Source organism: Rhizobium sp. CCGE 510 (genome assembly GCF_000292525.1).
GTDB lineage: Bacteria > Pseudomonadota > Alphaproteobacteria > Rhizobiales > Rhizobiaceae > Rhizobium.
In genome coordinates this window covers 238228-260999 of record NZ_AEYF01000044.1, presented here as the reverse complement: position 1 = coordinate 260999, position 22772 = coordinate 238228, and the positions used below count along the sequence as shown (strand labels likewise).

The following is a 22772-nucleotide window of genomic DNA, read 5'->3' as shown; positions in this document are numbered from 1 at the left end:
GAGGAGAAATCGATGCAGGAATTGAACGGGAAGATCGCGGCGGTCACGGGCGCAGCGTCCGGCATAGGATTGGCCTCGACGGAGGCGATGCTCGCCGCTGGCGCGACGGTCGTGCTGGTGGACCGGGATCAGAAGGCCCTTGAAACGGTTTGCAGCCGGCTTGGCGAGCGCGCTATTCCGCTGGTGATCAACTTGCTGGATCCGGGCCAGTGCGCGGGACTGCTCGAGGGCGTCCTGTCGAAGACCGGCAAACTCGATATCCTGCATGCCAATGCAGGGACCTATATCGGCGGCGACCTGACGGAAACCGACCTCGACACCATCGATCGGATGCTCAATCTTAATGTCAACGTCGTCATCAAGAACGTTCACAATGTCATTCCGCACATGATCGAGCGTGGCACTGGCGACATTGTCGTTACCAGCTCCGTCGCCGGACATTCGGCGATCCCGTGGGAACCGGTCTATTCGTCGTCGAAGTGGGCGATGACCTGTTTTGTCCAGACGATGCGGCGCCAGCTGCTGAAAAATGGCATTCGCGTAGGATCGGTGTCTCCCGGGCCGGTGATCAGCGCTTTGCTCGCAGATTGGCCGGAGGAAAATCTTCGCAAGGCCAAGGAGGCCGGAGCTTTGATCGAACCCAAGGAGGTCGCCGATGCGATCATCTTCATGCTGACCCGGCCGCGCAACGTCACCATCCGCGATATCGTGGTGCTGCCCAGCGCATTCGACATCTGAAGGAGCCTGATATGAGCTACCAGGACAAATTTCGCCTCGACGGTGAACGTGCGGTGGTCACGGGGGGAGGGCGTGCGATCGGGCTGTGCTGCACCGAGGCGCTGGCGGAGGCGGGCGCCGCCGTCGTCGTCATCGAACGCAGCGAAGCCGACGCCCAGCAAGCGCTTGCGCTACGCGATAAGGGGTACGATATCGAAGTCCGGGTGGGCGACGTAACCGACGCGGCCCGCATGGACGAGATCGCCAATGAGCTTGCCGGCGGAGCCCGGCCGGCGACGATCCTCGTCAACAATGCCGGGATCGGCCAGAACGGCATCCCGGCGGAGAATGTCACCGACGCCGATTGGCTGCGTATGATGGACGTCAATCTCAACGGCGTCTTCTGGTGCTCGCGCGCCTTCGGTCGTCACATGATCTCGATGAAACGGGGCGCCATCGTCAACCTCGGCTCGATGTCTGGGCACATCTGCAACCGGCCGCAGCCTCAGACGGCCTACAATGTCTCCAAGGCGGCAGTCCATCACCTCACCCGCTCGCTGGCTGCCGAATGGGCGCAGCACGGCATCAGGGTAAACGCCGTCGCACCCACCTACATCGAGACACCGATGGTGGTGGCCGTCGAAGCCAATCGCGAGCGGATTCCACTCTGGCTCGCCGACACGCCGATGGGGAGGATGGGAACACCGGAGGAGGTTGCAAGCGCGGTCCTTTTCCTCGCATCGGGCGCCGCCAGCCTGATGACCGGAGCAATCGTCAACGTCGATGCGGGGTTCACCTGCTGGTAGCGCTTTCGGACGAGGCGCTAGCAGCGCCTCGTCCGAATTGGAAAATTGCCTGTCGCGAAAAGCCAGCGGGTATGGAAACGTTACCACATGTTGTTGACTCGCATTCCTCGCCGATTTATTTGAATGTGGAAACGTTGCCATATCAGGGAGGAGCTTGATGAAATCCGCACGGTTGAACCGACTTTTCGGTGTGTCCGGAAATTGTTTTGACGTTGCCATCGATCACGGCATGTTCAATGAACGAACATTCCTCGCCGGCATCGAGAACATGAAAACGGCCATCGAGGTGATCGCGCAAGCCGCACCCGATGCCATTCAGCTTCCCCCGGGGACCGCGCCGTTTCTGCAGGCTATTCCCGGCAAACATCGCCCGGCTCTGGTGCTGCGCACCGACATCGCCAATATCTATGGCAATCCCCTGCCGTCTCAGTTGTTTTCCGAAATGATCGACAGACCGGTGGAGCAGGGCGTTGCGTTGGATGCCGCCTGTGTCGTCGTCAATCTTTTGATGCTGCCGGGCCAGCCGGAAGTCTACCGCGCCTGCGTCCGCAATGTGAACAGCCTGAAGCGCCAATGCGAGATCTATGGCATGCCGCTGATGGTCGAGCCGCTGGTCATGCAGGACAATTCCAAGGGCGCCTATATGGTCGACGGCGCGATCGATAAGATCCTGCCGCTTGTGCGTCAAGCGGCTGAACTCGGCGCCGATATCATCAAGGCCGACCCCTGCGACAATGTCGAAGAATATCACCGCGTGATCGAGATCGCCCAGGGCCTGCCGGTGCTGGTGCGCGGCGGCGGCCGCGTTTCGGATCAGGAAATCCTGTCCCGCACCAAACAGTTGATGGAGCAGGGCGCCCGTGGCATCGTCTATGGCCGCAACGTCATTCAACACAACAATCCCGGCGGCATGACGCGGGCCTTGATGGCGATCGTCCATGACAAGGCTTCCGTCGAGCAAGCCTCGCTGCAGATTGGCTGACGCGCCTGGGGAGGACATGTCATGACGAAAATATTCCGCTTCGGCGTCATCGGCTGCGGTCTGATGGGGCGCGAGTTCGCCAGTGCTGCGGCGCGCTGGCTGCATCTAGCCGATGTGAAGGCGCGACCGGAAATTGTCGCCGTCTGCGATACCAACGCGACGCTGCTCGACTGGTTCAGGGATCATGTGCCGACCGTTCGGCAGTTCACCGCCGACTATAAGGAGCTTCTGGCCAATCCCGAGGTTGATGCGGTCTATTGCGCAGTGCCGCACGTGCTGCACCAGCAATTCTATGTCGACGTGCTGAAAGCCAAAAAGCATCTTCTCGGCGAAAAGCCCTTCGGCATGGACGCGGCTCAGAACCGGGAGATCATGGCGGTTCTTGCCGAGCACCCCGAACTTCTGGTCCGCTGCTCGTCGGAAATGCCGTTCTTCCCCGGTGCCCAGAAGGTCATCGCGCTCGCGAAGAGCGGCGAGATGGGGGAGATCCTCGAAGTCGAGGCAGGTTTCCTGCACTCGTCGGATATCGACCGGCAAAAGCCGATCAATTGGAAGCGTATGGCCGAAATCAACGGCGACTATGGCTGCATGGGCGATCTCGGCATGCATGTGCTGCACGTGCCATTGCGTCTTGGCTGGCGCCCGACGACCCTGCATGCGCAATTGGTCAAAAAGGTCACCGAACGTCCGGATGGTAAGGGCGGCATGCTGCCCTGCACCACCTGGGACAATGCCACGATCAGCAGCCGCGTGCGCGCCGGGGATCAGGATTTCCCGATGGTGCTGAAAACCTGGCGCATCGCGCCCGGCGAATCCAACACCTGGTACATCCGCGTTCTCGGCATGAAGAAAAGCGCCTTCTTCAGCACGAAGTCGCCGCGCCAGTGGCAGTGGATGGATTATAATGGCGGCGCGCAGGCTTGGAGCACCGAGGATCTCGGCTATGGCTCGCTGTTTCCAGCCATAACCGGCAAGATCTTCGAATTCGGTTTTGCCGACGCTATTCAGCAGATGTGGGCGGCCTTCGTCGATGAGCTTGCCGGCGGCAATGCGAACGGCTTGGGCTGCGCGACGCCGGCGGAAGCGCAGGCCCATCATGCCGTCCTGACGGCAGCCCTCAAATCCGGCCGCGAGGATGTCGTGGTGCCGGTCGAGTATGACGGGGCTTCCGTCTGATGCAGCGCTCCGAGATCAACGTGGCATTGCAGCGAGCAATCACGACCCTTGAGCGTTGGCACTGGTCTCTGCCGGCATGGGGCTATTGGACGGCGGCGGATTTTGCCGCTCATCCCGAGGCCTCGGCCTATTTGCGCGCCCATCAGCTCGGTTGGGATGTCACCGATTTCGGCTCGGACCGTTTTGCCGAATGCGGCCTCGTGCTGTTCTGCCTGCGCAATGGCATCGTTGATGTCTGGGGTGAGCGGACCTATGCCGAAAAGCTGCTCTTCGTTGGGGAAGAGCAGGTCACGCCGACACACCGTCATGCGGCGAAGATGGAAGACATCATCAATCGCGCCGGCGGCGATCTGGTCATCGAATTCGCTGCAACCGATGCCGATGGCCATCTGCTGAAGGATGATGTGACGGTTCCGGTCGACGGACTGCCGCGCCGGCTCGCTGCATGGGAACCGTTGGTTCTCCGACCCGGCCAGAGCGTGACCATCCGCACCGGGCTTTACCACCGCTTTTACGGCAGGAAAGGCGGCGGAGCTGTCCTTGTCGGCGAGGTCAGCCAGGTCAACGACGACAACAGCGATAATTTCTTTCTGGAGCTGATCGGCCGCTTTGCCGCGATCGAGGAGGACGAGCCGCCGCTGAGGCCCCTATGGAACGAGGGAGGCCGCTGATGCGAACCGGGGAGGAGGTTCACCATCGCGACAGTCACAAGCCGGGCGGTATCGTTTGCGCCGGAAATTTCATTGTCGACCGCGTCCACACCCTGTCCTATTGGCCCGAACAGGGCAATCTCGCGCATATCCTGCACCAGGATCTCGGCGTCGGCGGCGGGGCCGCCAATGTCGTCACCGATCTGGCCTCGCTTGGATTTCCCGGAAAGCTGGCGGCGGCGGGATGCATCGGCGCCGATCAAGACGGAGAGATCGTCAAGGCCCGTCTTGCGGTGGCCGGCGTCGATGTCGGCGGTCTCACCGCGCTTGCCGACCGGGTGACGGCGCATACACATGTCATGAATGTGCCCGGTCAGAACCGCACTTTCTTCTATCATGGCGGCGCCAACGATGCCGTCACCGACAAGCTCATCTCACCGGCGGCCTTCGCCGAAGCCGGCTATCGGCTGTTCTATCTCGGTTATCTCATGCTGCTGCCGGGCCTCGACCGCATCGACCCCGACGGCCGTTCGGGAGCGTCGCGCCTGCTGGAAGCCGCGCGCCGCGCAGGGCTTACGACTTGCGTCGATTTCGTCTCGAGTGAAGACCCGGAATTTGCGGCCAAGGTCGGCGTCGCGCTGCCCTTCTGCGATTTCCTGATCATCAACGAAATGGAGGCGGGCCGGGCAACCGGCATTGTCGTTCGCGATGCGAAGGGAGATTTGATCGAGGCGGAGCTTGTGACAGCCGGCGAGCGCCTGCTGGCCGCAGGCGTCACCAAAGGCGCGATCATCCACGCGCCGGAGATCTGCCTGTGGTTCGCGCCCGGCGCTGCCCCGATCATGACGCGTTCACGACCGGTCGATCCCCATGACATCGTCAGCACGGTCGGCGCCGGAGACGCCTTCTGCGCCGCCGTGCTCTACGGCCTGCATGAGAACTGGCCTGTCGAGCATATCTGCACCATGGCCCATGCTGCGGCTGCGCGTTGCCTGACGGGTGCGACGGCCACCGACGGCATCCCCGACATGTCTATTCTGCTTCGGGAGGCGACGGAGACGAACCCGGCCTAGCCTATTGCCTCAGCAGAGGGCGGGTCCGACGAGCGTCCAGTCAAAAGGGAGGAGCAAACATGAAGCTATTCATTATAGCAGCCGCGCACGGCACCCTTGCCGGTTTAAGTGCGACCGGGGAGGGAGGGCGATGACATATACCGAAAGCGCGCGGCTCTCCGGCAAGGTGGCATTGGTCACCGGAGGAGCGAGCGGCATTGGCAAAGCGGTCTGCGAACGCTTCGCCGCTGACGGCGCCAAGGTTGTTGTCGCGGACCTCGACGGTGAACGATGCGCGCGGGTGGCGGAGGCGATCGGCACTGATGCCTGGGGTGTAGCACTTGATGTGACCAGCCAGGACAGCATCGAAGAAGCCGTGCGTTTTTCCATCGCCGCCGCCGGCAAGATCGACATCCTGGTCAACGCCGCCGGCATTTACGACGTCGAGTCTATTCTGGAGATATCCCGGGAGCGGACCGCCAGGGTATTTCAGGTCAATATCGAAGGCCTGATCTTCATGACGCAGGCCGTTGCCCGGCACATGGTGGAGAGAGGAGCAGGGGGACGCATCATCAACTTCTCGTCCCAGGCTGGACGTCGCGGCGAAGGACCGGCTGTGGCTTACTGCGCTTCCAAGGCGGCCGTCATCAGCATCACGCAAAGCTGCGCTCTGGAGCTGATCCGTTACGGGATCAACGTCAACGCCATCGCTCCCGGCGTCGTCGATACGCCGATGTGGGACGTCGTCGATGCAAAACTAGGCAGCCGGGAAGGTTTGAAACCTGGCGAGGTGAAGGCCCGCGTGGCCGCCGCCGTACCCGCCGGACGATTTGGCGCCGCCGAGGAACAGGCGGCCATGGCTGCCTTCCTGGCCGGGCCTGATGCAGCATACATCGTGGCGCAGTGCTACAATGTCGATGGCGGCAATGTCATGAGCTGAGCGCTTGCCGTGCCGGGGATGGCTTGGCCACGGCGAAGCAATCGAAGTTGAGGTCTGGAGGAGTGGAATGAGGGCTGTACGCTTGGAGTCGATCGGGTCTTTGACCATGCGCAGTGTTGACAAACCGGTCGCAGGTCCAGGCGAACTGCTTGTCCGGGTGGTAGCAGCCGGCATCTGCGGTTCCGATCGCCACATGTACAAGGGCGAATATCCGACAGCGATCCCCGTCACGCTGGGCCACGAATTCTGCGGCATCGTCGAAGAGATCGGCGATGGTGTGACACGGTTTACCGGCGGCGAGATCGTGACGGTCGACCCGAATATTGCCTGCGGCACCTGTCGGGCTTGCGCGCAGGCGCGGCCGAATCTGTGCGAGAGCTTGACCGCCATCGGCGTGACACGGGATGGCGGCTTTGCGGAATATGTGGCGGTGCCGCATGCGCAGGCCTTCGTGTTGCCGGCCGGCCTCGATCCCGTTCACGGCGCCTTTTGTGAACCCCTGGCCTGCTGTATTCACGCCATCGATAAGGCAAAGATCCGTCCGGGCGACAGCGTCGCGATCCTCGGCGGGGGCGTGATCGGCCTGCTCATGGTGCAACTGGCCCGCCTGGCTGGGGCAGCTGAGGTCATTTTGATTACGCGCCAGCAATCGAGACGGCAAACCGCTTTGCGCCTGGGAGCCACGCATGCCTTCGACCCGATCTCTTCAGATACAATCGCTTCCGTTCGAGAGGTCACCAAAGGCGGGGCCGACGTGGTCATCGAGTGCGCCGGCGTGAGCGACACTCTGCAAAGCGGCCTGAGAATGGCGCGGCGCGGCGGCACCTTTGTGCTTTTCGGGGTCACGCCAGCGGGTGTCGAGGTGCCGGTTCTGCCCTTCGATCTGCTGGTCAACGAAGTCGACATAAGACCAGCCTACCTCAACCCCTTCACCCATTCGCGCGCTGCGGCACTGGTGGCAAACGGCGCATTGGAACTGGACGCATTGATAACCAAAACCATAGGTCTTGAGGAAGTCGCCGACGTGGTGGGCAACGCGCCATTGCCGGGCGAGATCAAGGTTATCGTCCGGCCTTAAAGCTGCGGACGGGGCCGGTGGAATCGCGCGCGATCAGCGTGACCGGCACTTTGACGACCGCAGCCTGTCGAGATCCGTCCCCCGTTTGCTGCGCCTCGATCAGCGCCTCCAGCAGCCGTGCTGCCTGCTGCCCGACATTGCGGATCGGCTGCGCGACCGTTGTCAGCCGCGGAAAGACGTAGGCTGCCTCCGGCAGGTCGTCGAAGCCGACGACCGAATAGTCGTTCGGAACGGAAAATCCGCGATCCTGGACGGCGTGGATGGCCGCAATCGCCGAAACATCGGTGGTGCCGATGATCGCGGTGACGTCAGGCCGAGACGCCAGCAATTCGCGCGCCAGCCGGTAGGTCTCTGCAAAGCTGTGCTCTTGCGCCATCGCCACGATCGCCGGCGCGATGCCATCTCCAGCCATTTCCACCGTGATGCCCTGGAGCCGCAACTGGATAGGCTGGCTGTGGGCCGGCGCCCCGACGATGGCGATCACCCGGTGGCCGAGGCCGATCAGATGGCGGGCCATCAGCCGTCCGCCGTCCTCGTGATCCGCCATCACAGCATCGTCGGCGATGCCCTTCAGCTCGCGGTCGATGGCGATGATCGGAATGTGAGCGTCCCGCAGTGCCCCGAAATGCTGGATGCTGCCGAAGGCGCTTGCGACGATGACGCCATCGACGCGCTGGGCGAGCAGCATGGAGATATAGCGCGCCTCGTGATTGATATTTTCCGCCGTGCTGCAGATCAGCGTCTGATAGCCGTGCTGAAACAATTCCTGTTCGATCGCATGGGCGAGAATGCCGAAGAACGGCACGTCAATCGACGGCAGCATCAGTCCGATCATCTGGCTTGGCGCGCCGCGCAGCATTCGCGCACCCTTGCTGGGCGTGTAGTTCAACGTTCGGATCGCCGCCTCGACGCGGTCCCTGAGTTCGGGCGAGGCGTAACCGCTGTTGTTGAGCACACGCGAGACCGAAGAGACTGACGTTCCTGCGAGTTTAGCGATATGTCTGATGCTGGTCGTCACGTGCTCGCATTTCTCTTTCTCGACAGCGCCAACGTCTTTTCAGATGCTCTAGCACTTTGAATACTGCACAACTTATCCTTAAATCGATTCCGATTTAACGAATTCGTACGGCATAACCAAGCCATTCGAATTTATGGCTATTCGGCATTGATCGACAGGGCTCATCTTGAGAGCTACAGGATAGGTGCTTGATCGATAGCGGCCCGTTTGGCGGACACATGATGAACGACACAGTCATCCTTTTTCACGGGATTGCCCGGACGAAGAAGAGCATGCAGAGGCTCGCCGTCTTCCTCTCCGGCAACGGTTATCGCGTTGTGAATGTCGGTTATCCCTCCACCAGGTTTTCGATCGGCGACCTCGTCGATATCGTTCGACCGGAGATCGACGCCGCTGCGAAGGAGGCAGGCGACGGCCGTCTTCATTTTGTCGGTTATTCGATGGGTGGGCTGCTCATCCGTGCTTTTCTCAGGAACGATCGTCCACCCAACCTTGGAAGAGTGGTCATGGTGGGAACGCCGAACAACGGCAGTCAGATTGCCGATTTCCTCAAGGCATGGCCGCTATACAGGAAATTCTATGGACCGGCGGGGCAGCAGCTGATCACGGATCAAACCGCAATGACCGAGCTGTTCGGCACCGTCGATTACGAACTTGGCATTATCGCCGGCAATCGGACCATCGACCCGGTCTCTTCCGTGATCATCGGCCTGAGGGTTCCGAATGACGGAAAGGTTTCGGTGGAGAGCACGCGTCTCGACGGCGCCGCGGCGCATATCGTCATTCCCGCCAACCACACGTTCTTACCCGTCAACAAGACCATGTGGAGCCAAGCCCTGTCGTTTCTGCGGGATGGGCGGTTCGTAAGCTGACACAGGATGTGATCGGGAGTAGATGATTTCCGAATATTCAAACATCCGCCACACCGCCTCTGCTTAAATCCCCGCTGCACCGCTATCGAAGGGAAATGCCATGCCCGCCATCCTGCGAAAGAAAGTTCACGGCGCCGCGACACGGGGACAGGTGATCGACGGGGCTGACGATATCGGCGTCGCCTATCAGGTGTTTTCCGATACGGTGGTGGAGGACGTGATCGTCAAGAATTCACCGCGCGGCTTCAAATTTCACAACGGCCAAAATCTCACCGTCAGGCGCTGCGAAACCGAGAACGTCAGGGGCGACGGCATCTACCTCACGAAGACGGCGCATGTGTTGCTGGAGAACAACCGCATGGGCGAGGCGCCGGGCGAGGGCGCGGATTGTTGTCAGTTCGCCTACCAGAACAGCGACGACAATATCAGCTCGGATGTCACGATCCGCGGCAACCTCTTCCTTCAGTCGGCGACGAGCACATCCAACAAGGGTGCGCTGGTCTGCGACAAAACAAGACGCTACCTTGTCGAATACAACTTCATCGGCGGCAAGAATTTTTCCTTTTCGTCGATCGGCGATGATGCCGTCGTGCGCAGCAACATCATGCGCGACGGCAGGATGAATGATTACTCCTTCGGCTACGGCATCGGCGACAAGGCCGACCACGCCGGCCACCACATCTATGACAATTGGATCGAGAACACCAATCGCGGCGTCAGCCTGAGCGGGTTTTCGGATGAGGAACAGGCATTCCGCAAAGACATCGATATCCACGACAACGTCATCAGCCAATGCGACATCGCATTCTTCGCCAACCGGCCATGGTCCGGCAGCTTCCGGCGCAACATATTTCTGCGCTGCGAGCAGGATATCGTTCTGAAGGGAAAGGGCAAAGCGACTGCGGGTGATATCGATGGCAATTATTTCAATGACGGCAGCTTCCTAAACGTCACCCCGCCGCCGCTTGCCTTCAAGCCCGACGGAAAAGCATCCGTTTCGTCAGGCCAATGGTCATCCGAGCCCGATGAGATCCGCATCCAGTGGCGGGACAAGGGGATCGATATTCCAGGCGCCAACCGCCCTTCCATCACCGTTGCGCCCGGCATGGAGTTGTCCTGCGTCCTGCTGGCTCGCAAAGCGCAGAATTGGATGCTGGCGGTCGCCGAGACCGCCTATAACGACTTCACGCCGCGCGCATGGCAGGAACATAGGCTGCCCTGGCAGAAGCGCTATCTCTCGATTTAGATCGACCTGTCGCTGCAACCTCGGAGCTGGCGCGCGTGCAACGCCACACAGGCCATCCGGGAGGCGTCTACTACAGACGTCGAGGACCCTTCCCCTTAAGTCTGGTGTAGATTCCGGTTTGTCCGCGACCTGGGACGCAGTTCGGAGAGCGCCATGACCATATGTGGCCAGAGAATGAAAGGTGCCAGCATCATGCCTGCCTCGGTCATGGCTCCGAGCATGATGAGGATGATGATGGCAATCTCCTTTCGCCTGGCGCCGGATTCGGCCGGATCGGTGTCGACGATGGTCATTTTCCTGAACAGGCGGGTCAGCAAAAACAACGTCCATGCGGCAATACCTGGAATGCCGATATTAAGCGCTAGCTCAAGATAGGTGTTGTGGGTCGAACGGGCATCGAAGGTAACCTTGACATATTGCTCCATGACCTCGGGCTGACGAAACATCGCAAAGCCATAACCGGTTAGGGGCTTATCCCATATCAATGGCAATAGCTGTTCCCAGATGTTGGTGCGGCCTGAGAAAGTAATGTCTTTGCCGAATGCTTCTGCAACGGCCGAGGCCACCCCGAGATAAACGAAGCTGGCGCCGAAACCGACGATCACGAACAACAGGAAAACGACGAAGGAACGAAAAAGACGGTTCGGGTAGATGTGAATGATGCGAACGCCGTACAGCATCATACTGCCGAACATCGTCAAGACGACTGCTGTCGAGGACTTCGTTGCCACAATCAAGGCGAGAAGGCAAAGCATCGCAGCCCAGCGGATCAGGGTGCTGTAACGAAGCCGGCCGAGCTTCTCCGTCGATAACAGGCAGACAAAGCTGACCGAACAAAACTGCCCCAACGTGTTCTTATGATAAAAGGCACCTTTGACCATGCCCGCGTAGCTGCCACGCATGATGGCGAATTGTGGGAAAGCGACTGTGTAGAGAACGTTGATAAATGCCGCCGCTATCGCAAAACGCCCGATTATCCTGAACGCTTCGACGTTGCCGTAGCGCGCACGGTACAGAAGAGGTGGGATTGCGAGAACGATGACCGCGGCCAATCCTTTTAGGGACGCGGCCTTGTCGATGGAGAAGACTATTGATGTCAGGCACGAAATGCCAACAACGACGATAAACGGTGAAATCCTGGAAAAGACCCGCAGGAACTGCCTTTGCTCCAACAGGAAATACAAGCCTGACAAAGGAATAAGGCTGTAGAGCAATAGCTTCATCGGCAGTGGGTCGACAAATGCACCGTCTTCGAAATTTGCGGGCAGGCCGTACCACATGCTTGTGGCTCGCCAAAGAGCAGCATAAAATGCTATCGTAAGAACAAGTTTTGCTGCCACATCGCGTCTGACGCGCCACCGGGGCACAGACTGCCGGTGATAGCCCGCCGGATAGTGGTGTCTCGCTAAAGCTGCATCTTCTATCGTCATCAAAGGCTCATATAGATCAATCTGGAGAACTCCGGCTGTTCGCCACGATCAAGGCATGCCGGTTCGATTGAACGGCGGCAGGAACTGATTTGTGCATTCCTCGGCATCCGCTCGCGAATAAGGAATTCGTTTAGGCGTTTCGATAACGGCGTCCTAGTTTCGCAAACTGCCCGTTCCGGCGGGCGATACAGCCAGGGCAAACCTGCCCAGTGGCCCTAAGCGTGTTGAAGCGGCACGTCTCACTTCGCTATGCTGGGAGACTTTAAGCGAACTCATTCCGTGAATCCAGCCGATAAAATCACGTCATGATGTCGCGCCGCTTGACCGTCCATTCAGCAGCCAAAGAAAAACTGTATCGCGCCGGGTTTAAGGGAAACGCTGATCGAGGGTGCGGTTGATGATGTTGAAGGGACGCGGTCGGAGGAGGAAATGGCGGTGTAAAGTCCGACGGCGCAGGCAAGGTCGGCCACTTTCAGATGACCTTTCCAGCTTTCCCGTGCGGCCATTCCATCCTCCGTTGCAAATCAGAGCCGACTGTTGCTCTTATCGGTTTCGACTTCCTCAAATGCCCAACCGCCGCCATCGGGTGTGGGATAGGCGAGCAACGCGTCGCCATTGCCGATCTTCTGGCGTGACGCGGCGTCCTTGGCATGGACGATCGCTTCATCCGCCGTTTCATAGGTTTCCGAAAGCGTGTCGCCGAGCTTGTAGGCCCAGCCATTGTCGTGCGGCACGATCTGATAGGTGATATCGGCCATTTCGGATCTCCTCTTTTTCGTTTTCAGGCAATTCCGAATGCTAGCCGCTGCACACTTTTGCTGGAATTGCGCCTAGTTCCGATTTGGTTTGCGCCGCTCGTCGAGGGCGATGATCTTTTCGAGCGAGGCGATATCTTCGCTGGTGACGACAGGAACCGGATCGGCAGCGATCGCTTCCAGCACCTCCCGCGAGACGGCGCCGTTGCGGATCGCCCATTCCAGCGTTTCGCGTGTTTCCCGCTCGGCTTTCAGCTGTGCATAGAGCGCAACGATCAGCCGATCGCGGGCATCCAGGCGCCCGCTTTGACGGTCCACGCTGCGGACATCAGCCATCGCAATTCACCTTTGTCGCTGATTTCGTTCAGGTGTAATCAACTGATAGGGAATGGAAAGGTTCCGAAACCGCCGGGCAGTCCTTGCCCTTGCGGCGCCGGGCGGAAATTGCCATCTGCAGAACGTTCGTCAAAAGGATTTCATCATGGTCGATCTCAAGGCCCGCCCTCGCCCGACCGGTGCCACCGCCGTTCTCGGTCGCACCGGTTTTCCGCATGTCACCTCCGCCACCAGGGGCGAGATCGATATCGTCACCTCGCCCTCGCAGCCGGGCTTCAATCCGCTCGATCTGCTCTATGCCTCGCTCTCGGCCTGCCTCGTGCTCAGCGCCCGCATGGCTGCCAGCCAGATGGGCGTTCTCGACAGGATCGGCGAGATCACCGCCGAGGTCACCGGCGAGAAAGCGACGGAAGGTCTTTCACGTGTTGCCAGGTTCAACATCGCCTTCTCGATCAAGGGCGATATCGACGAGGAAACCCGGCAGAAGATCGTCCGCGCTGCCGAGGATGAAATCTGCACGGTGAGCAACACGATCCGCGGCAACCCCGATTTTTCGACGACGGTATCGGCATAGAGTATGAGCCGAAAAGTGTGCGCGGTTTTCTTATGACATCGTGCTCTAACTCTTTAATGTAGAACAGGATTCAGATTTCAGGCCGACCGGGCCTAAAATCATCCTGTTCTAGACTGAATCTACACAATATTTATAGACAATTGCCGGTGGAGGATTGCGCGACCCATGTCCGGCTTCTATGCTCGGGCATCGAAAGCGATCATCCGGCTACCATGCAATCTAAGCCTTTCCCGAAGTCCGAACGGCCTGTCGTCGCCATCATCGGCGGCGGCGTCTCCGGCGCCGGCGTCGCCTATCACCTCGCTCGGGCGAACTGCGGCGAGCGTCCCGTCATCCTGGTCTTCGAGCCGCGGGCCGAACTCGGCCGCGGCCTGGCGTACGACACGGCCGATGCCGCCCACCGCATCAATGTCCCGGCCGCCAAGATGAGCCTGCAGCCTGGCGATCAGGGCGAATTCCAGGCTTGGATCGAAGCCCGCGACGCCGTCGCCGGCGACCCTCAGGCCAAACAGCCCGATGGCTCGCTCTTCCCGCGGCGCCGGCTGTTCGGAGATTATGTCGCCTCCCTGCTGAAGCCGCTCGTGGAAGACGGTCGCGTGCGGCATTGCCGGGCGGCGGTGACCGGTGTTGAGCGTCGTGCCGGCCGTTGGACGATCCGCGACGATCAGGGCGGCGTGACCGAGGCCGATATCGTCGCGATCGCCACCAGCCATCCGCCTCCCGCCGCCCCAGGCCGGTTGGCGAGTCGGCTTGCGGCCCATCCCCGTTTCGTCGCCGATACCACGAAGCCGGGCGCGCTCGAGGTGATCCGGCTGCATGACCGGGTACTGGTCATCGGCAACGGCCTGACGGCCGCCGATGTCATCGCCTCGCTTGCTGAGCGCGGACATGACGGTCCGGTAACCGCGATCTCGCGCCGCGGTCTGCGTTCGCGCGGGCACGCGCCGGTGCCGCAACCGTTCTTTGGCGATTTCGTTGCGGATGCGGCGCATTCCGCCGGGTCGCTGCTGGCAAAGATCCGCGTCGCCATAAAAGCAGCGCAGGCTGAGGGCATTAGTTGGCACGGCGTGATCGATCAGGTGCGGGCGCAGGGACGCGATCTCTGGCAGGCACTGCCGGTCGCTGAGCGACGCCGTCTCGTTCGCCATCTGCGTCCCTATTGGGATGTGCATCGTTTCCGCATCGCGCCGCAGGTCGAGGCCGTGCTGGACACTGCGATTGCCTCGGGTCGCCTCGAAATATTGGCAGGCTCCGTCGCCGAGGCGCGCATCGAAGGCGAGTTCATTCATTGCGCCCTGCAGCCGCGTCATCAGCGCCAGCCGTTGGAGCGGAGCTATGACGCCGTCATCGTCACCACCGGCCCGGCCCATGGCGGCATCCTCGAAACCCAGCCTTGGCTTGCAGCTCTTGCGGCAAGCGGCCATCTGTCGCTTGATCCGACCGGCCTCGGCCTTGCCTGCACCGAGCGTTCCGAGGCAATCGGCCTGTCGGGAAAGGCCGATCCTTCACTGCTGATCTCCGGCCCGCTGGCGCGGGGTACATTCGGCGAATTGATGGGCCTGCCGCAGGTGACCGAACATGCCTTCTTCGTCGCGTCCGAGATCGCCGGCAAGCTGCGCGCGACCTCTGAAAATATCCATCCGGTCTGATTTTCCATCGATCTGTCGTTCCTCGACTGTCGCCGACAACCGACTTCTGATAGTTCCTCGCGGGTATTATCCCGCCGCCTGGCACCCAGTGGCTCAGAAGAAGCATCAAGATCATGTCGCAGGCCACCACCCTTTCCGAAGCCTCGCCTTCCAATCGCCTCGCCCTCGCCGCCCTCATTCTGGGCGGGGCGGCAATCGGCGGCTCCCCGATCTTCGTCCGGCTGTCCGAGGTCGGACCGATGGCCACGGCCTTCTGGCGCGTGGCGCTGGCGCTGATCCCGATCTTCATCGTTTCGCTTATGAAAAAGGATGCGGGCCCGAAGCCGCAGAGCCTTTCCGATTATGGCATGCTGATCCTTCCGGGCGTCATGCTGTCGCTCGACCTCGCCGCCTGGCATCTTTCGCTGACCATGACCTCGGTTGCCAATGCGACGCTGCTGGCCAACCTCGCACCGGTCTTCGTCACGGTGATCGCCTTCGTCTTTTTCGGAGCAAGGATCAGCGGCGTTTTCTTGCTCGGGCTCGCCTTGGCGCTGGCAGGCGTCGTCGTTCTGAAAGGCGGGCCGGCGGCCGTCGGCAATGGCGATCTCAGCGGCGATGGCATCGCGATGATCGCTGCCTTCTTCTACGCTTGTTATATCCTGGCGATCGGCAGGCTGCGCAGCCGGTTCGACACGATCAGAATCATGCTGTGGAGCACGGCGACCGCTGCCATTTTCATCTTCCCGATCGGCTTTTTTACGAAGGTCAGATGCTGCCCGCGACCGTCTATGGCTGGTCGATCCTCTTCGGCCTCGCCTTTATCAGCCATGCCGGCGGACAGGTGGCGATCACCTATGCGCTGGCCTATCTGCCGCCGGCCTTTTCCTCTTTGACGCTGCTGCTGCAGCCGGTTGTCGCGGCAATCCTTGCCTGGGCGCTGCTGAACGAGGCGATCGGGGCGATGCAGGCGCTCGGCGCTGCCGTGGTGCTCGCCGGCATCATGGTTGCCCGCGCTTCTCGCGTTCAGGTTTAATCGTTTTCGGAAATGACGCTCAGCGATTTTCCTGCAGCAGCCATTTCTGAATGATCGGCACGTCGGCATCGCCGAGATCGTGACCGCCGGGAATGACGTCGGAATCGACGGTGGCGCCCGAACTCTTCAGCCGCGCTTCCAGCTCGCTCGCATATTTGCCGTAGGCATCGGTCTTGCCGCTGATGACCAGCAGGTCGGTGCCTTTGAGATCGGCATGCGGATAGTCGCTGAGAACCGGCATGGAGCGCAGCAGCACCGCCTTGTGAACCAGGTTCGGGTGCAGGTAGATTAGCGAATTCAACAGGTTGGCGCCATTGGAATAGCCGACATAGACGACTTTCTGAGGGTCGAGCCCGTAGGATTTGACGGCACCCTCGATAAACGCCGCGAAGGCCTCCGCCTCGGTCTTGATGTCGTTCTGATCGAAGGAGAAGGGGGTAAGGCGCTTGTACCAGCGCGGAAATCCTTCCTCCGTCGCGCGGCCACGCACGCCGAGCAGCGTCGCACGCGGGGCTGCCTTGTTCAACAGCGGCATTAACGTCGTTTCATTGCCGCCGGAGCCGTGCAGCAGCACGAAAACGCTGCCGTCGGGGTCCGGCGGCGTATAGAAGCGATGGACGAATGGCAATTCACGATAATTGATGCGCGGCTGGCCGGGCATCGCAAATTGCGGCAGCATGACCTTCAGGTCGTGGAGATTGGTGATCGCTTCGGGCGGCGCGAACAGCTTGGTCCCAAGGGCGGCCTGCTCTTCGTCAACGAGCATGCCCGGCTTGTCGGTCGCCAGTTCTATCAGCGTGCCGCCGGGCTCGCGGGCATAAAGCGAGCGGAAATATTTGCGGTCGTGCATGTTGGTCGGCGAGGCATCGGTCGCCTCGAGTGCCTTGCGGACGGAATGCAGCGTCTCCTCGTCCGCGGCGCGGAAGGCGACGTGATCGACGGTGCCGGTGCCCGGCGCGCCGGACCAGAAGCCACGTGCGTCGCGCACGTCGATGACGTCGCCGGATTGCGAGATCAGCCTGTCGATGGTGCCGCGATTGGCCAGGAAGCGGTAACCGAAATGGCTCTCGATGAAGCTGCGGCTCTCAGTCGGCTTCTCGGTCAGCATGGTTGCGCCGCGCACGCGCTGAATGGCGTGCTCGGCCGGGATCGAGGCGCCGTCCCAGGCAGTCGGCGATGTGAGGGTCTTTGCGCCCGCAAGCTTGAGGATGATGTTGTCCGGATCCTTCAGCCGCAGCACAGGCTCGCCAAATTCATCGGCCGGCCCTTCCGAGCGCAGGCCGAAACTCATGGCCCGCGTCAGCCAGTAGCCGATGCTGGCGGGGTCGATCGACAGCGAGACTTCGCTGATCTGGCCGAAACCTGCCCGGCCGGGCGCGCCATCTTCCCAGACGAGGAAGGTAAGGAGAGAACCCGGCGTTCCCGCTGCATCGCCATAGATGAGATGAAGTTGTGTCACATCCTCGTAACCGGCCGTCTGCTTGACGAGCCGCATGCCGAGAAAACCTGCATAGAAGTCCACGTTCGCCTGCACCTTTCGGGTGACGGCCGTCACGTGATGTATGCCTGATACCATCTGGAGCAGTCCTGATTGAAGCGGTGTCGTCAGGAGCGCGAGTATGAGAGCTGCGAAGGTCATACCGTTGCCAATGACCACCGCTTAGTTTTGTTCCGCACAAAGCGCAAGCGAATCGCCGCGCTGCAGCAACTCCAAATGTTCGACATCTTCGAGTGCCTCTTCAAGTTGCTGCAGGGTCGGCGGCTTGACCATATAGGCGCGCGCGCCGAGATTTCTGGCTCGCTGCCGGTCGCTCTCATCGCTTGACGTGCTGAGAATGCAGACGGGAATCTGGTTGAGGCGGATATCGGCGGAAAGCGCACGCAGCACTTCGAAGCCATCCATGATCGGCATATTGATGTCGAGCAGCATCAGGTCGATTTGCGGCACATCGGCGATACCGGCGCGTTCTTCGAGCAGCCGCATCGCCTCGCGTCCGTTGGTGGCAACATGCAGGTGGAAATCCACCTTTTCCCGCCGCATCAGCTTGATCTTCAGAAGCTGGATGTCGGCCGGGCTGTCCTCCACCAACAGCACTTCGGCGAGCCTGGCGGAACCTTCGCCTGGCGGTTCGGCCGGCTTGCTGCCGTGCGGAATGGCCGATGCAGCAGGCGGCGCGGGCCTGGTCTCGGCGCGCGGCACGTCGAGAATGAAGGTGGCGCCTGGCCCATTCTCCGCCTCGCACCAGATCGAGCCACCATGCAGTTGCGCGATGCGGCGGCAGATGGCAAGGCCGAGGCCGGTGCCCTCGATGCCGCGGCCGACAAGGCGCTTGAACGGCTGGAAGATCAGTTCACGATGCTGAGGATCGATGCCAGGCCCGTTGTCACGCAGGGTGAGGCGGCAGAAAACGCCATGTGCTTCGCCCGAGATCGTGACCTCCGGAACCTTCTGCTCGCAATATCGGATGGCATTCGAGACGAGGTTCTGCAGCAGCTGGGTCAGCAGCGTCGCATCGCCCATGACTTCCGGCAGCGCCCCGCGGATGATGAGGGCGCCGCGGCTTTCGGTCTGCTGGCGCAGATTGTCTTCCACCTGATCGAGCACATCAGAGAGTGAGACCGGCGTCAGCACCGGCCCGCCGGAGGCTTCCAGCCTGGTGAAACCCGACACCTTGACGATCAGATCTTCCATATGGTCGGCGGCGCTGAGCACGTAATCGAGCAGTTCCCGGTCTTCAGCCGGTAACGCTGCAGAACCGTGCAGGATGCGGCTGAAGGATTTGATCGTCCGCAGCGGCTCCTTCAGATCATGGGCCATGGCGCGTGTGAAAATCTCCAGCGATTGCCGCTTCTGCTCCAGCCGTGCTTCCAGCATGCCGTGCATGATGGCGTTCTGGATGCAGCGATGCAGTGTCTCGGGCGACAGCGAATCCTTCGTCAGATAGTCGCGCGCCCCGCTCTTCATCACCTCGACGGCAACGGTTTCGTTGCCTTGGCCGGTCAGCATGATGACGTTGGCAGCGGGATCGTTCTCCAGGATATCGGCAAGAACGCCGAGCCCGTTGCGCCCCGGCAGCGAATAGTCGAGCAGGATGCAGTTCGGCCGTTTCCGGCCGTTCAGCGCAAGGCCCTCCTCACCCGTTTCCGCCTCCAGGACGGAATAGGCGGTGCTGGAGACGCGGCCCAATATGCGGCGATAGACCTCGCGATCGTCTATGCTGTCGTCGATGATGAGAATGCTGCAGTTTTCCGCCAATCTGTCAGTCCTCGAGCGGCAGGATGGCGATTTCGAACCAGTATTCCTTCAGCCGCTGGATCGCACCGAAGAGCCCATCGAGATCGACCGGCTTCTGCACATAGGTATTGGCGCCGAGCGCATAACAGCCTTCGATATCGCGTTCGTCGTCGGAGGTGGTGAGGATTACCACCGGTATCTTGCGCCAGCCGGCGTTCGACTTGATCGCCTCCAGCGTCTTGCGGCCGTCAAGCCCGGGCATGTTGAGATCAAGCAGGATCAGCCCCGGTTTCGGCACCATCGCGCCGAGCATGTCGAGCGCTTCCTGGCCGGAGGCCGCCCAGCGGATCGAGTTGCGCAGATTGGTGCGTTTGAAGGCGCGCATCGTCGCTTCGAAATCGTCTTCGCTGTCCTCGACGATCAGGATGGGTTGCGTGTCACGCTGCTGCATTCTGCCCCTCGCGCTTTTTTCCCAGAGTAAAATAGAATGTCGTGCCGGCGCCGACCTCGGATTCCAGCCAGATATCGCCATTGTGCCGCGCGATGATCTTGCGGACGAAGGTGAGGCCTGCTCCGGTGCCGTCGTCGGAATCCTGCGACTTTTCCAGCCGTTTGAAAATGCGGAAAATGTCCTCATGGAATTCCCGGGGTATGCCCTTGCCGTTATCCCGGACGAAAAACACATTGCGGGCGACAGTACCGTCCTCGCCTACGAACCGATCGAGATAGCCGATCGAAACGAGCGGTGCCGACTTGTCATTGTATTTGATCGCATTGGTGATGAGATTGCGGAACACCTCCGTCAACCGCGGTGCGTCGCAAACCACATCCGGCAACTGCCCGTCGATGATGACCTTGGCATGACGCTCCTCCAGCAGGAGTTCCATCGTCGCGACGACATCCTTGACGATCAGGCCGATATCGGTGCGTTTGACCGCCAGCTGCTGCCGCCCGAGCCGGGAAAAATAAAGCAGGTCGTTGACGAGTTTTTCCATGCGCTGGCTGAGGCGCACCAACCGGTTCAGCCGGCGCACGCCGTCGACATCGAGCTTGTCTTCATAGTCCTCCAGGAGAAACCGGGAGTGGTTGTGCAGGCCGCGTAGCGGTTCCTTGAGATCATGCGAGGCAATATAGGCGAATTCGTCTAGGTCGTGGTTGCTGCGCTCGAGTTCGGCCGTATAGGCCTCGAGCTGGACAAGTGTCATTTTCATCCGCTCTTCCTGCCGGGCGCGCTCGCTGATGTCGCGCACGATACCGACAAAGATCTTCGTATCGGCGGTGGCGACGGCGCTGATGGAAACGTCGATCGGAAAGACGATGCCGCTCTTGCGTCGTCCGGAGACCATGCGCGTCTTGCCGATAATACGCTCCTCGCCGGTCCGCCGGTAATGGGAGAGATAGCCGTCATGCTCGGAATGGTAGGGTTCGGGCATCAGCATCTTGATATTCTGGCCGATCGTCTCCTCCGGAGAGTAACCGAACATGCTTTCAGCCGCCGGGTTGAAGCTTCTGATCGCTCCACTCTCGTCGATGACGATGACTGCATCAGGCGTTCCGCGCACCAGCGCGCCGAAACGGACCCGCTCGGTTTCCAGGTTGTGATTGTTGCGCATGAAATAAAAGATGAGCATCGCGATCAGCCACAGCGTCGCGGCCGTGATCGTGCGGTTGGCGATCTCCTGCCAGAATGCTGTCTCGTCGTGCTTGACGGCGAAAAAGCCGAGCATCAGCAGCACGGTGCAGGCAAAGGCGAAGAAAAGCGGCGCGTTCCGGTTGCCGAACCAGAGCGCCGTCAGCACCAACGGCACATAGAGAATGCCGTTCGCAACACCGAGCGGCGTATAAAGATCGACGAGAAGGCCGGTGAAGCAAACCGCAGCTGGGATCCAGAGCGGGATCTGCGCTCGGTTTGCCGGCAGCAACCACCAGGAGCGGGCGAGAAGCCCCGAGCCGAAGATCACGATTCCGACCGCCGTATGCACCGCCATTGCCGCGTAAGGCCCCCAGCGGTAGCCTTGTTCGGCATCGGTGACATAGCTGGCCAGCGCGATCATGCCGAGGGTGATGACGACGTAGCTCGTCAGTTCCTGCACCACTTGGCTTTTCCTCACCGCGTGAAGAGAGAGCAGCAGCGATAGATTGGCGATCAGGAAGACCAGCGCCGTGTTGGGCCCCATGCCGCCGCCGACCTGCGCGATGAAATCGGGCGGAATGACGAAGCGGGTGATCAGCAGGTCGACATTGTGGAAGGTCCGGCCGACCGTCGCGATTTCCACGAGCCGGGCCGCGGCGATTGCCGCCGCAAACCCTGCCATGATCGTTGCCGCGACCCGAAAACGACGGGCAGCCAGCGTGGAGGCGGCGAGTCCCACGCCGGAAAGCACGAAGCAGAGCGCGGTATTGAAGGCCATCGATGGAAAGCCGGGAACGAGCGAAATGATCACCGTGATCTGCAGCAGCCAGCCGGCAACAGCGCTCATTCCGAGAAAGAACATCAGGCAGCCAACCGCAATGGCGAAGCCACGGTAGCGCCACCGCCTCTGCTGGTCCTGCAGGTCCACGTTGGCCTTATCCTGCACTCGTCGTGTCCTCCTCGGTTCGCGCGGCCATTTTTTCCGAAATCGAGGAATACTCAATAGGCAGGGGAGAGCGGTGCTGCGCTTTTTGCGAAATGATTTTTCGATAAGATGGATCGAATTTTCGTGAAACCACGATATCGTGACGTTGAAGGACAGCGAAGTTCATCCGAACAATATCCAAATCACGGTGCTGAATGCCTACCATCATTTACGTCGACGACAGCAGGGATGATCTCTTCTATCTCGACTATATCCGCAGGAAGCAGCAGATAGAGGTTGATCTATTCTGTTTTTCGACCGCCGAGACGGCGTTGGCGGCGCTGGAGCAGCGCGCGGTGGAAGGTTGGGCCCTGCCGGAGCTGCTGGTCGCCGATCTCTACATGCCGCTCGACAGCGGCATTGCCTTGGTGAGCAGGCTGCGTCGGGACGATCGTTTCAATGCGATGCGGCTTGCCGTCTGCAGCGGTTCGGATGCTGCCGAGGACCGCGCGCGTTCACTTAAGGCCGGCGCCGACGTCTATCTGGAAAAGCCGCTTGACCTCGCCAGTATTCTTCTCAATCTGGAGATGTAGGAAAAAGCGAAAGCCCTGTAACCCATACTCCATTCTGTGTCCAGGCCATATGACAAACCGCAATTGACAAGGTCGAGGACGCATCACAAG

The 22772-nt window shown here is 60.6% G+C and carries 21 protein-coding genes and 2 pseudogenes; 14 read left to right on the top strand and 9 right to left on the bottom strand.

What is annotated here, in order from left to right; translation table 11 throughout:
- The first annotated feature begins 12 nt into the window (after window positions 1-12).
- From RCCGE510_RS21340 to RCCGE510_RS21305, 8 genes are all read left to right on the top strand, one after another.
- The gene (locus RCCGE510_RS21340) at window positions 13-738 is read left to right on the top strand and encodes an SDR family oxidoreductase (RefSeq protein WP_007633414.1); all 726 of its coding nucleotides are present in this window, start codon (window positions 13-15) and stop codon (window positions 736-738) included.
- Window positions 739-749: 11 nt separating this feature from the next.
- On the top strand, window positions 750-1523 hold the full coding sequence (locus RCCGE510_RS21335; RefSeq protein ID WP_007633413.1) for an SDR family oxidoreductase: 774 nt from the start codon (window positions 750-752) through the stop codon (window positions 1521-1523).
- 157 nt (window positions 1524-1680) lie between these two features.
- Window positions 1681-2505: an aldolase gene (locus tag RCCGE510_RS21330; RefSeq protein ID WP_007633406.1), complete on the top strand. Its 825-nt coding sequence runs from the start codon at window positions 1681-1683 to the stop codon at window positions 2503-2505.
- Between the two features lie 21 nt (window positions 2506-2526).
- Window positions 2527-3681: a Gfo/Idh/MocA family oxidoreductase gene (locus tag RCCGE510_RS21325; protein WP_007633405.1), complete on the top strand. Its 1155-nt coding sequence runs from the start codon at window positions 2527-2529 to the stop codon at window positions 3679-3681.
- On the top strand, window positions 3681-4352 hold the full coding sequence (locus tag RCCGE510_RS21320) for a D-lyxose/D-mannose family sugar isomerase (protein ID WP_007633404.1): 672 nt from the start codon (window positions 3681-3683) through the stop codon (window positions 4350-4352). Before RCCGE510_RS21325 ends, RCCGE510_RS21320 begins: the two co-directional genes overlap by 1 nt.
- A complete protein-coding gene (locus RCCGE510_RS21315; RefSeq protein WP_007633403.1) occupies window positions 4352-5404 on the top strand; it encodes a carbohydrate kinase family protein in 1053 nt (350 codons plus the stop codon). Before RCCGE510_RS21320 ends, RCCGE510_RS21315 begins: the two co-directional genes overlap by 1 nt.
- Before the next feature lie 130 nt (window positions 5405-5534).
- Window positions 5535-6323: an L-iditol 2-dehydrogenase gene (locus RCCGE510_RS21310; RefSeq protein ID WP_007633402.1), complete on the top strand. Its 789-nt coding sequence runs from the start codon at window positions 5535-5537 to the stop codon at window positions 6321-6323.
- Between the two features lie 67 nt (window positions 6324-6390).
- Window positions 6391-7401, top strand: a complete 1011-nt coding sequence (locus RCCGE510_RS21305) for a zinc-dependent alcohol dehydrogenase family protein (RefSeq protein WP_037079384.1) — start codon at window positions 6391-6393, stop codon at window positions 7399-7401.
- Here the strand turns inward: RCCGE510_RS21305 and RCCGE510_RS21300 are convergent.
- Entirely contained in the window at window positions 7385-8419 is a 1035-nt protein-coding gene (locus tag RCCGE510_RS21300) for a LacI family DNA-binding transcriptional regulator (RefSeq protein WP_007633399.1), read from the bottom strand. The genes RCCGE510_RS21305 and RCCGE510_RS21300 overlap by 17 nt on opposite strands.
- A gap of 221 nt (window positions 8420-8640) precedes the next feature.
- On the opposite strand from RCCGE510_RS21300, the gene RCCGE510_RS21295 reads away from it, so the two are divergent.
- On the top strand, window positions 8641-9291 hold the full coding sequence (locus tag RCCGE510_RS21295; protein WP_007633390.1) for an alpha/beta fold hydrolase: 651 nt from the start codon (window positions 8641-8643) through the stop codon (window positions 9289-9291).
- A 100-nt stretch (window positions 9292-9391) separates the two neighbouring features.
- On the top strand, window positions 9392-10537 hold the full coding sequence (locus RCCGE510_RS21290; protein ID WP_007633388.1) for a right-handed parallel beta-helix repeat-containing protein: 1146 nt from the start codon (window positions 9392-9394) through the stop codon (window positions 10535-10537).
- Window positions 10538-10632: 95 nt separating this feature from the next.
- Here RCCGE510_RS21290 and RCCGE510_RS21285 read toward each other — a convergent pair whose 3' ends face one another.
- From RCCGE510_RS21285 to RCCGE510_RS21275, 4 genes and pseudogenes are all read right to left on the bottom strand, one after another.
- Window positions 10633-11967: an O-antigen ligase family protein gene (locus RCCGE510_RS21285; RefSeq protein ID WP_037079381.1), complete on the bottom strand. Its 1335-nt coding sequence runs from the start codon at window positions 11965-11967 to the stop codon at window positions 10633-10635.
- Window positions 11968-12357: 390 nt separating this feature from the next.
- Window positions 12358-12473, bottom strand: a pseudogene (locus tag RCCGE510_RS34845) (Ku protein); the annotation flags it as partial.
- A gap of 18 nt (window positions 12474-12491) precedes the next feature.
- A complete protein-coding gene (locus RCCGE510_RS21280; RefSeq protein ID WP_007633384.1) occupies window positions 12492-12725 on the bottom strand; it encodes a DUF2188 domain-containing protein in 234 nt (77 codons plus the stop codon).
- Window positions 12726-12797: 72 nt separating this feature from the next.
- Window positions 12798-13058, bottom strand: coding sequence for a hypothetical protein (locus RCCGE510_RS21275; RefSeq protein ID WP_007633382.1), 261 nt, complete (start codon window positions 13056-13058; stop codon window positions 12798-12800).
- 145 nt (window positions 13059-13203) lie between these two features.
- On the opposite strand from RCCGE510_RS21275, the gene RCCGE510_RS21270 reads away from it, so the two are divergent.
- The 3 genes and pseudogenes from RCCGE510_RS21270 to RCCGE510_RS21260 all read left to right on the top strand — a co-directional run bounded on the left by RCCGE510_RS21270 (window position 13204) and on the right by RCCGE510_RS21260 (window position 16296).
- The gene (locus RCCGE510_RS21270; protein WP_007633380.1) at window positions 13204-13632 is read left to right on the top strand and encodes an OsmC family protein; all 429 of its coding nucleotides are present in this window, start codon (window positions 13204-13206) and stop codon (window positions 13630-13632) included.
- Window positions 13633-13844: 212 nt separating this feature from the next.
- Entirely contained in the window at window positions 13845-15281 is a 1437-nt protein-coding gene (locus RCCGE510_RS21265) for an FAD/NAD(P)-binding protein (protein WP_037079379.1), read from the top strand.
- Between the two features lie 113 nt (window positions 15282-15394).
- Window positions 15395-16296, top strand: a pseudogene (locus tag RCCGE510_RS21260) (DMT family transporter).
- A gap of 19 nt (window positions 16297-16315) precedes the next feature.
- Here the strand turns inward: RCCGE510_RS21260 and RCCGE510_RS21255 are convergent.
- The 4 genes from RCCGE510_RS21255 to RCCGE510_RS21240 are packed head-to-tail and all read right to left on the bottom strand — an operon-like array spanning window position 16316 to window position 22110.
- Window positions 16316-17935, bottom strand: coding sequence for a VOC family protein (locus RCCGE510_RS21255; protein ID WP_192815334.1), 1620 nt, complete (start codon window positions 17933-17935; stop codon window positions 16316-16318).
- A 21-nt stretch (window positions 17936-17956) separates the two neighbouring features.
- Window positions 17957-19552, bottom strand: coding sequence for a response regulator (locus RCCGE510_RS21250; RefSeq protein WP_007633374.1), 1596 nt, complete (start codon window positions 19550-19552; stop codon window positions 17957-17959).
- A gap of 4 nt (window positions 19553-19556) precedes the next feature.
- Window positions 19557-19982, bottom strand: a complete 426-nt coding sequence (locus RCCGE510_RS21245) for a response regulator (protein ID WP_007633372.1) — start codon at window positions 19980-19982, stop codon at window positions 19557-19559.
- Window positions 19969-22110 (bottom strand): PAS domain-containing sensor histidine kinase, encoded by a 2142-nt coding sequence (locus RCCGE510_RS21240; RefSeq protein WP_007633371.1) that lies wholly within the window; start codon window positions 22108-22110, stop codon window positions 19969-19971. The genes RCCGE510_RS21245 and RCCGE510_RS21240 overlap by 14 nt, the downstream gene beginning before the upstream one ends.
- 194 nt (window positions 22111-22304) lie before the next feature.
- Between RCCGE510_RS21240 and RCCGE510_RS21235 the strand changes: the two genes are divergently transcribed.
- Window positions 22305-22682: a response regulator gene (locus RCCGE510_RS21235; protein ID WP_007633370.1), complete on the top strand. Its 378-nt coding sequence runs from the start codon at window positions 22305-22307 to the stop codon at window positions 22680-22682.
- Window positions 22683-22772: the final 90 nt, after the last annotated feature.

Excerpts from the sequence above, each read along its gene's own strand:
- RCCGE510_RS21290 (WP_007633388.1), top strand. The coding sequence starts at position 9,392 with ATGCCCGCCATCCTGCGAAAGAAAGTTCACGGCGCCGCGACACGGGGA.
- RCCGE510_RS21270 (WP_007633380.1), top strand. The coding sequence starts at position 13,204 with ATGGTCGATCTCAAGGCCCGCCCTCGCCCGACCGGTGCCACCGCCGTT.
- RCCGE510_RS21295 (WP_007633390.1), top strand. The coding sequence starts at position 8,641 with ATGAACGACACAGTCATCCTTTTTCACGGGATTGCCCGGACGAAGAAG.
- RCCGE510_RS21285 (WP_037079381.1), bottom strand. The coding sequence starts at position 11,967 with ATGACGATAGAAGATGCAGCTTTAGCGAGACACCACTATCCGGCGGGC.
- RCCGE510_RS21320 (WP_007633404.1), top strand. The coding sequence starts at position 3,681 with ATGCAGCGCTCCGAGATCAACGTGGCATTGCAGCGAGCAATCACGACC.
- RCCGE510_RS21275 (WP_007633382.1), bottom strand. The coding sequence starts at position 13,058 with ATGGCTGATGTCCGCAGCGTGGACCGTCAAAGCGGGCGCCTGGATGCC.
- RCCGE510_RS21245 (WP_007633372.1), bottom strand. The coding sequence starts at position 19,982 with ATGCAGCAGCGTGACACGCAACCCATCCTGATCGTCGAGGACAGCGAA.
- RCCGE510_RS21310 (WP_007633402.1), top strand. The coding sequence starts at position 5,535 with ATGACATATACCGAAAGCGCGCGGCTCTCCGGCAAGGTGGCATTGGTC.
- RCCGE510_RS21265 (WP_037079379.1), top strand. The coding sequence starts at position 13,845 with ATGCAATCTAAGCCTTTCCCGAAGTCCGAACGGCCTGTCGTCGCCATC.
- RCCGE510_RS21280 (WP_007633384.1), bottom strand. The coding sequence starts at position 12,725 with ATGGCCGATATCACCTATCAGATCGTGCCGCACGACAATGGCTGGGCC.
- RCCGE510_RS21330 (WP_007633406.1), top strand. The coding sequence starts at position 1,681 with ATGAAATCCGCACGGTTGAACCGACTTTTCGGTGTGTCCGGAAATTGT.
- RCCGE510_RS21315 (WP_007633403.1), top strand. The coding sequence starts at position 4,352 with ATGCGAACCGGGGAGGAGGTTCACCATCGCGACAGTCACAAGCCGGGC.
- RCCGE510_RS21305 (WP_037079384.1), top strand. The coding sequence starts at position 6,391 with ATGAGGGCTGTACGCTTGGAGTCGATCGGGTCTTTGACCATGCGCAGT.
- RCCGE510_RS21335 (WP_007633413.1), top strand. The coding sequence starts at position 750 with ATGAGCTACCAGGACAAATTTCGCCTCGACGGTGAACGTGCGGTGGTC.
- RCCGE510_RS21340 (WP_007633414.1), top strand. The coding sequence starts at position 13 with ATGCAGGAATTGAACGGGAAGATCGCGGCGGTCACGGGCGCAGCGTCC.
- RCCGE510_RS21235 (WP_007633370.1), top strand. The coding sequence starts at position 22,305 with ATGCCTACCATCATTTACGTCGACGACAGCAGGGATGATCTCTTCTAT.
- RCCGE510_RS21325 (WP_007633405.1), top strand. The coding sequence starts at position 2,527 with ATGACGAAAATATTCCGCTTCGGCGTCATCGGCTGCGGTCTGATGGGG.
- RCCGE510_RS21255 (WP_192815334.1), bottom strand. The coding sequence starts at position 17,935 with ATGACCTTCGCAGCTCTCATACTCGCGCTCCTGACGACACCGCTTCAA.